Origin of the sequence: Mesorhizobium sp. M0771 (genome assembly GCF_040320155.1) — a bacterium.
In the GTDB taxonomy this organism is placed as follows: Bacteria; Pseudomonadota; Alphaproteobacteria; order Rhizobiales; family Rhizobiaceae; genus Mesorhizobium.
Genome location: NZ_JAMYPC010000005.1, coordinates 256351 through 269052, shown reverse-complemented (window position 1 = coordinate 269052; position 12702 = coordinate 256351). Strand labels below are relative to the sequence as shown.

Below are 12702 nucleotides of genomic sequence, written 5' to 3'. Positions count from 1 at the left end.
CTGAATGAAAACTTTCCTTCTGCAGTTTTTCACCTGGTGGAACCGCCAGACGCTGGGAACCCGTTTTCACACCTGGCGCCACGGCAACAAGGTCGGCCAGGATGGGGCCGGCAACGTCTACTACGAAGGCGGCGTCGATTCGGAAGGCCGCACCCGCCGCTGGGTCATCTACGCCAATTATTCGGAGGCGTCGGCGATCCCTCCGGGCTGGCACGGCTGGATGCATCACCGCGTCGATGTGGCGCCGCCAAGCGATGACTATCGGCCGCGCGAATGGGAAAAGGCGCATGAGCCGAACCTCACGGGAACACCGGCGGCTTATCGCCCGAAGGGTTCCGTGCTCACCAATCAGCACCGTCCGCAGGTGACGGGCGACTACGATGCGTGGACGCCTGGTTCTTGACCGCCGGCCGGTCCTTTGTCGCCACAATTGGCGTTTAGCTGCTTGCTGATATGACAACGGCGAATAGCCTTGGGCGTGACAGAATCACCCGGGCCCAAACCACCGGTATCTCCGCATGAACATTTTCAGCCTGACATCGATGGCCGGACTGGCGGCAATTGGCGCTATCGCCATGTTCCCGACAGCGTTTGCCTCGGCGCAGGCGCCTGCGGCAGCACCCGCAATCTCCGATCGCATCACCAATCCGGTCGCCGAATTTGCCGGCATCGACAAGATCACCGGCCGTATCATCACCTTCGATGTCTACATCGACGAAACCGTGCAGTTCGGCGCTTTGCAGGTGACGCCGCGCATCTGCTATTCGCGGCCGGAGAATGAAGAGCCGAAGACCGATTCCTTCGTCGAAGTCGACGAAATCACGCTCGACCGCAAGATCCGCCGCATCTTCACCGGCTGGATGTTCGCCGAGAGCCCCGGCCTAAACGCCGTCGAGCACGCCGTCTATGACGTCTGGCTAAAGGGCTGCAAGCAGAAGTCGGATGTGCCGCCGCCCGACGCGGCCAATGCCGAGACGCCCAAGGTCGACACGTCCAAGCCAAAGCCCGCCGCTGCTCCGGCCGCCGAACAGCCAGACCCCACGGAACCTGACGCGACCAACACCAACTGATCCTCCGGAACCGTGGTGGCAACTATGCGTTGGGCCATGGACGATGACGCATTTATGCGCTTGGAGGATATTCTGATGTCGGACAGCAAACGGATCACGGCCAGCAAAGACGACCTGCTCGAACTCGAAAAGGGGTTCTGGACGGGCGACGAAGCTTACTACGCCGCCAATGTCGACACAGAATGCCTGGTGGCATTTCCTGAGATGGCACAGGCAATGGACAATGCCGATCTGGCCAAGACCGCGACCAAGCCCAACCGCTGGCGCGACCTTCAGATCGACCTCAAGGGTATCATCGAGCCCGGCAGCGACATTATCATGCTGACCTATGAGGCTCATGCGACACGGGAAAACGGCGAGCCCTACGCGGCGCTGGTCAGCACTGGCTATGTCCACCGTGTCAACGGCTGGAAGATGATGTTCCATTCGCAGACGCCGATGGAAACCGCGAAGGGCTGACCCCTTTCACCGGTCGAGCCGGCTCGGCCGCTCGGTCTCCGATCAGGGATAAAAAACGGCTTCGCCCTTCAGCGCCTCGGCCAACATCTTCTCGTATTTGACGCGCGGCACGTCGACCGCGCCGAAGCGTTTGAGATGCTCAGTGGTGAATTGCGTGTCGAGCAGGGCAAAGCCGCGCGCCTTCAGCCGCTCGACCAGATGATACAGGCAGGTCTTGGACGCGTCGGTTTCCCGGGCGAACATGCTTTCGCCGAAGAACACGCGACCGAGCGAGACGCCATAGAGGCCGCCGACCAGCCGTTCCTCGCGCCATGCCTCGACCGAATGGCAGTGCCCAAGACGGTGCAGCTCGATATAGGCTTCGCGGATCGGCGCGTTGATCCAGGTCGAGCGGCGCTCCTCGCGCTTTTCGGCGCAGCCGTCGATCGTCGCCTCGAAATCGAAATCGAAGCGGATGTCGAACGGGTGCTTGCGGATCGTCTTCCGCAGGCTCTTCGGCGTGTGGAAGCCGTCGAGCGGGATGATGCCGCGCGTCTCCGGCCGCACCCAGAACACTTCCGGGTCGGAAGCGCTCTCCGCCATCGGGAAGACGCCCGAGGCATAGGCCTTGAGCAAGAGGTCGGTCGGAATGCGATAGCCGGGTGCGTAAGGGCGGGTCATCGCGGCATCATAGCGGCAATTCGGGCGCTATTCCTCTTTGGCCAGATACTTTTCCAGCCAGTGGATGTCGTAGTCGCCATTGGCGATATCGGCATTGCCGACCAGGTCCCGAAACAGCGGCAGCGTCGTTTTGATGCCGTCAACGACGAATTCGTCGAGCGCCCGGCGCAGCCGCATCATGCATTCGACGCGGTTGCGGCCGTGCACGATCAGCTTGCCGATCAGGCTGTCATAATAGGGCGGGATCTTGTAGCCGGAATAGACACCGGAATCGACGCGGATGCCGAGACCGCCAGGCGTGTGGAAATGCGTGATCGTGCCGGGCGAAGGCGTGAAGGTGCGCGGGTCCTCGGCATTGATGCGGCATTCTATGGCGTGGCCGTTGAACTTGATGTCCTCCTGGCGCACCGAAAGCCCGCCGCCGGAGGCAACGCGGATCTGTTCGTGGACGAGATCGATGCCGGTGATCGCCTCCGTCACCGGATGCTCGACCTGCAGCCGCGTGTTCATCTCGATGAAGTAGAACTCGCCATTCTCGTACAGGAATTCGATGGTGCCTGCGCCGGAGTAGCCGAGGTCGGCGATGGCCTTGGCACAGATATTGCCGATGCGGGCGCGCTCCTCGGCGTTAAGGGCCGGCGAGGGCGCCTCTTCCCAGACTTTCTGGTGGCGGCGTTGCAGCGAACAGTCGCGCTCGCCGAAATGCACGCCGCGGCCGGCGCCGTCGCCGAATACCTGCACCTCGATGTGGCGCGGCTTTTCCAAGTATTTCTCGATGTAGACGGCATCGTCGCCGAAGGCGGCTCCCGCTTCCGTGCTGGCTGTCTGCAAGGCGATCTCGAGATCGGCTTCGGTAAGGGCGACCTTCATACCGCGCCCGCCACCGCCTGCCGATGCCTTGATGATCACGGGATAGCCGATCTCGGCGGCAATGCGCCTGGCTTCCTTTTGATCGGTGACGGCGCCGTCGGAGCCCGGCACAACCGGAATGCCGAGCCGCTTTGCGGTGCGCTTGGCCTCGATCTTGTCGCCCATGATGCGGATGTGGTCGCCCGACGGGCCGATGAAGGTGATGTTGTGGGCGGCGAGAATGTCGGCGAACTTGGCGTTTTCCGACAGGAAGCCATAGCCCGGATGCACGGCATCGGCGCCTGTGATCTCGCAGGCTGCGACGATCTGGTGGATGTTGAGATAGCTGTCGCGCGACGGCGGCGGACCGATGCACACGCTTTCGTCGGCGAGCCTGACATGCATGGCGTCAGCGTCGGCGGTCGAATGCACGACCACGGTCTGGATGCCGAGTTCCTTGCAGGCGCGCAGCACCCGAAGCGCGATTTCGCCGCGGTTGGCGATGAGGATCTTCTGGAACATCCGGCCCGCTCTACTCGATCACGACGAGCGGCATGCCGTACTCGACCGGCTGGCCGTCCTCGAACAGGATCGCCGTCACCGTGCCGGCGCGCGGCGAAGGGATCTGGTTCATCGTCTTCATCGCTTCGATGATCAGCAGCGTCTGGCCTTCCTTGACCTTCTGGCCGACTTCGATGAAGGCCTTGGCGTCGGGCGAGGGCGCGAGATAAGCGGTGCCGACCATCGGCGAGGGGACCGCGTTCTTGGACGGATCGGCCACTGCTGGTGCGGCAGCCGCGGGCTGCTGCGCTGCCGGAGCATAACCGGCCTGCGGTGCGGCGATGGCGTGGACGGCCGGCGCCTGGCGCGATACGCGCACCTTCAGGTCGCCGAGCTCGACTTCGATCTCGGTGAGATTGGTGTCGTTCAGTATGCCCGCGAGATCGCGGATCAGTTGCTGGTCAACACCGGTCTTCTTTATCGACATTTTCGAGCCTTCTGTTTGTGGGCCGGTCATAGGCGTGCCGCCAGCGCCTGCAGCGCCAGCGAGTAGCCAAGCGGCCCGAACCCGCAGATCATGCCGACAGCGACCGGCGCGACCATGGAGACGTGGCGGAATGGTTCCCGCGCGTGGATGTTGGAGAGGTGAACTTCGGCGACGGGCAGCGGCGCGACAGCGCGGATGGCGTCGTGAATGGCAATCGAGGTGTGGCTGTAGGCACCCGGATTGATGACGATGCCGGCTGCCTTGTCGCCGGCTTCCTGGATCCAGTCGACGAGGTCGCCCTCATGGTTCGACTGGCGAAAATCAATCTCGAGGCCAAGCGCGGCGCCCGCCTGCTTGCAGTCGTCGGCGATCGCGGCAAGCGTCTTGCCGCCATAGATGCCCGGCTCGCGCTTGCCGAGCGCGTTCAGGTTGGGGCCGTTCAGGACGAAAATCGTTTTCAAAAATGCCGACCTTTTCCGACGCCGGCCTCAAGCCGGCGCGCAGGGCCTTCTATAATGGGCATAGCCGCCCGCGGAAAGAGCACAAGTGCGATCTTTCACTGTCCACAACAGGCGGAAATGTGCCCGTGAGAAATAGGCTCGCGTGCAAGATCAGAGCGCGGCTTTCGCCGCCTCGATCTTTTCAGCCAGCACTTCCTGGCCGAGCGCCCCGAACACCACCTCATTGCCGACCACGTAGGAAGGCGTTCCGGTGATGGCCAGCTTGTTGGCGAGGTCGAAGGTCTTGGAGAAAGCCTCGGTGATGGTCGGATCCTTCATCTTCTCGCGCAATTTCGCCTCATCGGCGCCTAGCGACAGCGCAACCTTGATGGCCGCCGCCTCGGTGGCGCGGCCCTGGCCGCCGAGCAGGGCGTTGTGGAACTCGCCGTATTTCTCCGGATGCATCAGGTGGAAAGCCATCGAGACGACGCTGGCCTTTTGCGAATCCGGCCCGAGGATCGGGAATTCCTTGAGCACGAAGCGCAGCTCCGGATCGGCCTTTGTCAGAGCCTGCATGTCGTCGATGGCGCGTTTGCAGAAGCCGCAATTGTAATCGTAGAATTCGACGATGGTGACCTTGCCCTTCGGGTTGCCGACGACACCGTCGAAGGTCGAGTTGAAAATCTCGGACTTGGCCTTCTCGATGACTCCGAGGCTGGCGATGCGCTGCTCTTCCTTCTGCTTGGCCTCGAGCGCCTCCTGCACTTCGAGCAGCACTTCGGGGTTCTTCAGGAGATAGTCGCGGATAATGCCCTCGACCTCGGTGCGATCGATCTTGGTGTCGGCCGAGGCGGTCTGCACGGCCTGCGCCGTGCCGGCCTTGGCCACCTGCGGACTGCCGGCGACGAACCCGAAAGCCAGCATGGCAAGAGCAGCCGCCACTCCCGTCGTGCCGAGCAATATTGCCTTGTTCATCGTCTGATCCTCTTTACCGGTTCCGGTCTATCCTAGTCGCCGCCGGCGACCGGTTCATTTCTTGAGTTTGCCTGAAGGGTTGTAGTTTATGATGTCCTGCGCCCGAATCCAGCCGGGTTCGCCACGCTTCAAGTCCTTTTGCGCGCGCATGGCGAAAATTTTCGCATTCGTGTAATCGCCGGAATAGAAATGGCCCTCGGCGGTGGCGAGTTCCGCCGCCGGAATGTTGCCAAGCTCGCCATAGGCCTGGGCGAGATAGCGGTATCCGACCGTGTTTTCCTTGTCGCGCCCGAGGCCGTTGTTGATCTGCACCACCGCCTTCTTCAGCGAATCGGGCGTGCCGATGGCCATCAGCGCCTGGCCGAGAGAAACGGGCAACAGGCCCGACCTCACCGGATCGAGGCTGACCGCCTTGGCATAGGCGTCCGCGGCGTCCTTGGGCTTGTTGGCCTTCATCAGTATGTCGCCGCGCATTTCCTGGAAGTAGGGGTTCTTCGGCTGTTCCTTGATCAGTGCATTGGCCTTGGTCAGCGCCGCACCCAGATTGCCGTAGAGATAGGCCATCTGCGCTTCGCCATAGCGCGAGGCGAGGCTGCCCGGGGCCTTGCGGATCAGCCGCGTGGCCGCGGCCTGGCCGCCCATATAGGCGGCGATCTTGATGCGCATCATGTCGTGCCGCTGCTGCAGTGGCGGCGGATCGACCTTGTCGACATTGGGGCTCTGCTTGACCAGCACTTCGAGATTGGCGATGCGCTCCTGCGGCATCGGGTGGCTGATGCGGTAGGGATCGACCTGCGTGCCGGAAAGCGACAGCGCGCTCTGGAAGCGGGCGAAGGTCTTCAGCATGCCCATGCCGGACTGGCCGGTGGCATTGAGATAGGTGATGGCAGAGCGGTCGGCGGTCGACTCTTCGGTGCGCTGGTAGGCAAGAATGCTGCGCTGCGCCATCTCGCCGCCGCCCGCGGCGACACCCATGCCGGCGCCGGCAAGGCCGCGGCTGTTGGTGGTGGCGCCGGCAACGATGGCGCCGGCGCCAAGCAGCGTGGCGATGATGGCCATGGTCTTGGCGCGCTCGAGCTGGTCGCGCAATTTCTGCTGATGGCCGCCGGCGATGTGGCCGGCCTCGTGGGCGATGACGCCGATGATCTCATTGGGCGTTTCGGCCTGCATCAGCGCGCCGGTGTTGATGAACAGCCGGCGCCCGGTGACGAAGGCGTTGAAGCTCTGATCGTTGACCAGAACGATATCGACACCGTCATTGGCAAGACCGGCCGCCTTGAAGATCGGCCGCGCATAGTCGCGCACCAGCGCCTCGATCTCGGCATCGCGCACGACCGGCACCGCCTGGGCGAAGGCCGTCACCGAGCCGGTGACAGCGACGGCGGCGGCAAGCAAAAGCGTCGCGAAGCCGCGCGCTGTCTTCCCGATGGAAGATTTGGACATCGTTGATTTGGGTCGGCTCAGCATGAGGTCCACTGGTAAACGAGCGCGCGAACGATGAAAAGTCACGGCACCGAAACTAGGCGAACTTGTGATCCTCACATCAATCGGGCATTTGTGCGGCGCTGCCGCCGGTTGATGGCTTTGAGCGGCGGGCCGGACGGAAAGATTGAGGTCAAATGGTAGTTTCGCTGTCGCGCCGCGGTGAAGTCGAGCCGTTTCACGCCATGGACATTCTGGCCGAAGCCAACCGGCTGAAGGCGACGGGCGTGCCTGTCGTCTCCATGGCCGTCGGCCAGCCATCCGATCCGGCGCCCGTGGGCGTGAGGGAAGCAGCCGCAAATGCGCTGAGGATCGGACGCATCGGCTATACCGACACACTCGGTCTGGCGGATCTGCGCAAGGCGATCGCCACGCATTATGGCGACCATTACGGGATCGATGTCGCGCCGAACCGGATCGCCGTGACCACGGGATCGTCGGCCGCCTTCAATCTGGCATTCCTGGCGATGTTCGATCCCGGCGACCGCGTCGCCATCGCAGCACCCGGCTATCCGGCCTACCGCAACATCATGGCCGCGCTCGGTATCCAGATCGTCGAGATCGAGCTCGGCAGCGACGCCTATCTTCATGCCGAACATTTGAAATCGGCGCACCGGGAAAAACCGCTGAAGGGTGTGTTGTTCGCCAGCCCGGCCAATCCGACAGGTGCGGTCATTCCCGTCGACGAGTTGTCGGCACTGGTGAGGACAGCCGAAGAACTCGGCATCGCGGTGATTTCGGACGAAATTTATCACCGGCTGGCCTATGCCGCGCCCGACACCACGGCGCTGGCCCATGGCTCAGGCGTGACGGTGATCAATTCCTTCTCGAAATATTATTGCATGACCGGATGGCGCATCGGCTGGATGGTGCTGCCGGAAGCTCTGGTGAGGCCGATCGAACGCATCGCCCAGAGCCTCTACATCTCGCCGCCGGAACTGTCGCAGATCGCGGCGATCGAAGCCTTCAAGGCGGCGGAAGAGCTGGAAGCAGTGAAGGCGCGCTATGCCTGGAACCGCGAGCTGTTGATGCGGCGCCTTCCGGAACTCGGATTTCCCTTGGCGGCGCCGATGGACGGTGCCTTCTACGCTTTCTGCGATGTCACCCGGCATACCAATGACAGCATGGCCTTTGCGCGCAAAATGCTGGCCGAAGCGCATGTGGCGGCGACGCCCGGTCGCGATTTCGATCCGCTGGCAGGACACCGCACGATGCGCTTTTCCTATGCCGGCAGCCATGACGACATGGTCGATGCGATGGCGCGCATCGAGCGCTGGCTGAAATAGCGGGGACGAGCATGCCGGATCTTGAACAAACGCTGGCCGACATCGCCGCCGAGATGGCCGAGCGCTCCGATCGCGGCGAGGTCGCCACCTACATTCCGCAGCTCGGCAAGGTCGATCCGAAGAAATTCGGCATTGCCGCCGTGACCAATGACGGCCGCGTGCTGGTCGCCGGCGACGCCGACCAGGCGTTTTCGATCCAGTCCATCTCCAAGGTGTTTACGCTCACGTTGGCGCTCGGCAATGTCGGCGACGCGCTGTGGCAGCGTGTCGGACGCGAGCCGTCGGGCAATCCGTTCAACTCGATCGTGCAGCTCGAGCATGAGAACGGCATTCCGCGCAATCCGTTCATCAATGCCGGCGCCATCGTCGTCTCCGACATACTGCTTGCCGGCCACCAGCCGCGCGAGGCGATCGGCGAAATCCTGCGCTTCATCCAGTTCCTTGCCGATGACGAAGCGATCATCATCGACCGCGAGGTCGCGGCTTCCGAACGCGCCACCGGCTATCGCAACTTCGCGCTTGCCAACTACATGAAATCCTTCGGCAATCTCCACCATGCACCGGAGCTGGCGCTGGGCGTGTACTTCCACCATTGCGCCATCGCCATGAGCTGCCGGCAATTGGCGCTGGCCGGCCGCTTCCTCGCCAATGGCGGCAGAAACCCGGCAACCGGGCACTCCGTGGTGTCTGCCGAGCGGGCGCGGCGCATCGGCGCCATGATGCTGACCTGCGGCCACTATGACGGTTCCGGCGATTTCGCCTTCCGTGTCGGCATTCCCGGCAAAAGCGGCGTCGGCGGCGGCATATTGGGGATCGTGCCGGGTGTGGCTTCACTCGCCGTATGGTCGCCGGGCTTGAACGCCAACGGCAATTCCAAGCTGGGGTCGATCGCCTTGGAAAAACTGGCCAGGATGATGAACTGGTCGATTTTCGCCCCCTGATGCTTTCCGCCATTCGCGCATGAAAAAATCCCGCGCCGTGGTTTGAACGGCGCGGGATTTTTGTCAGGAACCTATCTTAATCGGCTGAATAGCTTAGAAAAAGCCCTTCCGCTGCCACCAGCCGGCGCGCTTCGGCTTTTCCTCGGCCTTTGCCTCGTCGGCAACGCTGGAGGAAACCACCGGCACCGCGGAGGTATCCGCGGCCACGGCTTTGCGCCGTGACGGGCGAGCCTTGGCGGGCTCGTCGTCGACGGTCGTTTCCGTGGCGGCATCGGCCGCAGCGGGGGCGGCTGCTTCGACGGCAGCTTCCGGTGCAGCCTCGGCCGCCGTCTCATCGGCGACTTCCACCACAGCCTTCTTTGCCCTTGAAGCGCGCTTCTTCTTCGGCTTTTCGGCTGGAGCGTCGTCGTTCGCCGCGGCGGGAGCCGCTGCTTCTTCAACCGCTACGGCTGCTACGGGCTCGCTTGCGGCCGTTCCGACTTCAGCGGCCTCGGCCACCGAGGCGGTTTCGCCGGCTTCGGTCTCCGTGCCGTCTTCGCGACGATTGCGCTTGCCGCCGCGCTTGCCGCGACGGCGCTTCTTGCCCTGGGCGTCATCTGATGCTTCCACCGTTTCGACGGCGCCAACCTGGGCTTCGTCTTGCTGTGTTGCATCGTCACCGCCTGGTTCAGCGGCAAAGTCGTCGCTTGCCGCCGAAACCGAAGCACCTTCGGCGCCATGCTCGCGATCGCCATGTTCGCGTTCGCGATCCTTGCCGCCGCGCCGCCTGCGGCGCTTGCGACGCTTGCGATCGCGGCCTTCGCCGTCCTCAGCCGATCTCGGCTGCTGCTGCTGCGACTGCGGCTGCGCCTGGCGCGGCTGCTCGGCCTGTACCACAACCTCGTCGTCTTCCTCCTCGATGACGATCTCGTCCTCGGGCTCTTCCGGCTCGACATAGGCCGGGAAGGTTCGCGCTTCGACAAAGCCTTCCGGCTTTTCGGCAATGGCGCCGCGGAAGATCGCGTAGTGCTGCACACCCACCGTATCATCGGCCTCGACGGTGATGGTCAGGCCAAAGCGGCTTTCGAGTTCCACCAGCGTGCCGCGCTTGTGGTTGAGCACATAGAGAGCGGTCGCCGCCGGAGTCCGCACCGTGATGTGGCTGCGCGAATCCTTGAGCAGGAATTCCTCGATCGCCCGCACCACCATCAGCGCCACCGACGAATCGGAGCGCACATGGCCAGTGCCGCCGCAATGAGGGCACGGCTTCATGGTTGATTCCAGCACGCTGGCGCGGATGCGCTGGCGCGACATCTCCATCAGGCCGAAATGCGAGATGCGGCCGACTTGGATGCGGGCTCGGTCGTTCTTGAGGTGATCCTTCAGCCGCTTCTCGACGGAGCGGTTGTTGCGGTTCTCCTCCATGTCGATGAAGTCGATGACGATCAGGCCGGCGAGATCGCGCAGCCTTAATTGCCTGGCGACTTCTTCCGCCGCTTCAAGGTTGGTGTGGAGAGCGGTGTCCTCGATCGAGTGCTCCTTGGTGGAGCGGCCCGAATTGACGTCGATGGCGACCAGCGCCTCGGTCTGGTTGATGATGATGTAGCCGCCGCTCTTCAGCGTCACCTGCGGCTGCAGCATGCGGTCGAGCTGCGCCTCGATCCCGTTGCGCACGAAGATCGGCGTCGTGTCGCGGAACGGCTGAACGACCTTGGCGTGGCTCGGCATCAGCATGCGCATGAAATCCTTGGCCTCGCGGTAGCCTTCCTCGCCGGAGACAAGAATCTCGTCAATATCCTTGTTGTAGAGGTCGCGCACCGAGCGCTTGATCAGGCTGCCTTCCTCATAGACGAGGGCAGGGGCGGTGGATTGCAGCGTCAGATTGCGGACGTTTTCCCAAAGCCGCATCAGATATTCGTAGTCGCGCTTGATTTCCGCCTTGGTGCGGCTTTCGCCGGCGGTGCGCAGGATGACGCCCATGCCCTGCGGCACTTCGAGATCGGCAACGACCTCCTTGAGGCGCTTGCGGTCGACCGCACTGGTGATCTTGCGCGAAATGCCGCCGCCGCGTGCGGTGTTGGGCATCAGCACGGAATAGCGGCCGGCAAGCGACAGATAGGTGGTGAGTGCAGCGCCCTTGTTGCCGCGCTCTTCCTTGACCACCTGCACCAGCAGGATCTGCCGGCGCTTGATGACTTCCTGAATCTTGTACTGGCGGCGCACCGGCTTGCGGCGGCTGCGCACCTCTTCCAGCGCATCCTCGGCGCCTACGGATTCGATCTCGTGGTCGTCCGGATGCGAGGACTGCACCTCTTCCAGCATGCCGCGGTCATTGTCCCCGGAGGTGGCTTCGCCGCTTGCCTCGCTGGACGACCTTTCGTCACCCGGCTCCGCCGCAGGGACAGCTTCGGAGATCACATCCGCTTCGACGCTTGCCGCAATCGATGTCGGGCCGCCTTCCGACGGTTCGCTCCCGGATGTCTCGGCGTCGGAAGCTTCGCTGTCGCCATGCCCGGCATGATCGTCATGCCCGGCGGTATCGGCCGCGGCATGCTCGGAAGCAGGCTCTTCGGAGACGGCATCGCTGCCGGCATCGCCATGTTCGCCGTTCTCATCATCGGCGCCGGCGTCGCGCTTGTGTTCGCCGCGCTCACGACCCTTGCCGCCGCGCCGGCGGCCGCGCCGGCCGCGATCGCGGCTCTGGCGGTCGTCGCCGTCATTGTCCTCGTTCTCCTCGTCCTCGGCTTCCTGCGCTTCAGCGCGCAGCAAAGCCTGACGATCGGCGACCGGGATCTGGTAATAGTCGGGGTGAATTTCACTGAAGGCGAGGAAACCGTGACGGTTGCCGCCATATTCGACAAAGGCTGCCTGAAGGGAAGGTTCGACGCGCGTTACGCGGGCGAGATAGATGTTTCCTTTGAGCTGCTTCTTGTCCTGGGATTCAAAGTCGAATTCTTCAATACGGTTACCGCGGATAACGACAACGCGTGTTTCCTCCGGGTGGGAGGCGTCTATCAGCATTTTGTTGGGCATTATTTCGTTTCCTCCCGGCAGCCGTCAGCCGCAGCTTGCGAGGCAAAGCCCGCTGCTGCGTGTCTGGGATGTGGGTGCCGGATGTCTGAATGTCCGCCGGACGCCGCTTGAGCGCCATGGCGGTGCCGCCCGCAGCCACAATGGCGCGGTTTGATGCGGACCTTTCCATGATTGCGCTTGAAGCCATCGTCACCAGCAGAACCTTTTGAACCAAAGCCCGGACGAACCGGACCAGCTTGTTTGCTCATACAGAGCCGGCACGGGAACAAACCCGGCCGTTTTCCTCACGCAGGCGATTCCCCCGCCACGGGCGCACACCTGCGAAATTCGTCGCGATCACCTAAGCCTTTTCGCTGGAGCGAAAGGAGCCGCCTTTCATCTGACCTGTAGCAGGAAGCTGCGGGAGAAGCGGTTCCAGGATTGCAGTGATCCACCATCGCTTTTATGATTTGACGGGGTGGAAGGCAACCCCGATTTCGGATGCCGGCAAAAAGCAGTGCCGTAACGGAAGCACAGGCCTTAATCCTCAATGAAAAGGCT

At 63.0% G+C, this 12702-nt stretch carries 12 protein-coding genes; 5 read left to right on the top strand and 7 right to left on the bottom strand.

Annotation, left to right across the window (positions count from 1 at the left end; translation table 11 throughout):
• Positions 1-4 precede the first annotated feature (4 nt).
• The 3 genes from NKI05_RS10540 (at position 5) to NKI05_RS10530 (ending at position 1529) form a co-directional block, all read left to right on the top strand.
• Positions 5-403, top strand: a complete 399-nt coding sequence (locus NKI05_RS10540; RefSeq protein WP_023667491.1) for an NADH:ubiquinone oxidoreductase subunit NDUFA12 — start codon at positions 5-7, stop codon at positions 401-403.
• Between the two features lie 115 nt (positions 404-518).
• The gene (locus NKI05_RS10535; protein WP_023815348.1) at positions 519-1070 is read left to right on the top strand and encodes a DUF2155 domain-containing protein; all 552 of its coding nucleotides are present in this window, start codon (positions 519-521) and stop codon (positions 1068-1070) included.
• Between the two features lie 75 nt (positions 1071-1145).
• Positions 1146-1529 (top strand): hypothetical protein, encoded by a 384-nt coding sequence (locus tag NKI05_RS10530; protein WP_023667489.1) that lies wholly within the window; start codon positions 1146-1148, stop codon positions 1527-1529.
• A gap of 42 nt (positions 1530-1571) precedes the next feature.
• Here NKI05_RS10530 and aat read toward each other — a convergent pair whose 3' ends face one another.
• The 6 genes from aat to NKI05_RS10500 all read right to left on the bottom strand — a co-directional run bounded on the left by aat (position 1572) and on the right by NKI05_RS10500 (position 6908).
• Complete coding sequence (gene aat, locus NKI05_RS10525) at positions 1572-2189, bottom strand: leucyl/phenylalanyl-tRNA--protein transferase (RefSeq protein WP_023710574.1); 618 nt, start codon at positions 2187-2189, stop codon at positions 1572-1574.
• A 27-nt stretch (positions 2190-2216) separates the two neighbouring features.
• On the bottom strand, positions 2217-3560 hold the full coding sequence (accC, locus tag NKI05_RS10520) for an acetyl-CoA carboxylase biotin carboxylase subunit (RefSeq protein ID WP_023681497.1): 1344 nt from the start codon (positions 3558-3560) through the stop codon (positions 2217-2219).
• Positions 3561-3570: 10 nt separating this feature from the next.
• Entirely contained in the window at positions 3571-4026 is a 456-nt protein-coding gene (gene accB, locus NKI05_RS10515; RefSeq protein WP_023667486.1) for an acetyl-CoA carboxylase biotin carboxyl carrier protein, read from the bottom strand.
• A 26-nt stretch (positions 4027-4052) separates the two neighbouring features.
• Complete coding sequence (gene aroQ, locus NKI05_RS10510) at positions 4053-4487, bottom strand: type II 3-dehydroquinate dehydratase (protein WP_023667485.1); 435 nt, start codon at positions 4485-4487, stop codon at positions 4053-4055.
• 150 nt (positions 4488-4637) lie between these two features.
• The gene (locus NKI05_RS10505) at positions 4638-5441 is read right to left on the bottom strand and encodes a DsbA family protein (RefSeq protein WP_023748766.1); all 804 of its coding nucleotides are present in this window, start codon (positions 5439-5441) and stop codon (positions 4638-4640) included.
• A gap of 54 nt (positions 5442-5495) precedes the next feature.
• Complete coding sequence (locus NKI05_RS10500) at positions 5496-6908, bottom strand: M48 family metalloprotease (protein WP_352792360.1); 1413 nt, start codon at positions 6906-6908, stop codon at positions 5496-5498.
• A gap of 152 nt (positions 6909-7060) precedes the next feature.
• Between NKI05_RS10500 and NKI05_RS10495 the strand changes: the two genes are divergently transcribed.
• Together NKI05_RS10495 and NKI05_RS10490 are read left to right on the top strand one after the other, a co-directional pair.
• Positions 7061-8209, top strand: coding sequence for a pyridoxal phosphate-dependent aminotransferase (locus tag NKI05_RS10495; protein WP_023715790.1), 1149 nt, complete (start codon positions 7061-7063; stop codon positions 8207-8209).
• Positions 8210-8220: 11 nt separating this feature from the next.
• Positions 8221-9150 carry a glutaminase gene (locus tag NKI05_RS10490; protein WP_023715789.1) on the top strand — a complete coding sequence of 310 codons (930 nt, stop codon included), beginning with the start codon at positions 8221-8223 and terminating at the stop codon, positions 9148-9150.
• A 93-nt stretch (positions 9151-9243) separates the two neighbouring features.
• On the opposite strand, the gene NKI05_RS10485 is transcribed toward NKI05_RS10490, so the two are convergent.
• On the bottom strand, positions 9244-12162 hold the full coding sequence (locus tag NKI05_RS10485; protein WP_023815346.1) for a ribonuclease E/G: 2919 nt from the start codon (positions 12160-12162) through the stop codon (positions 9244-9246).
• Between the last annotated feature and the right edge of the window lie 540 nt (positions 12163-12702).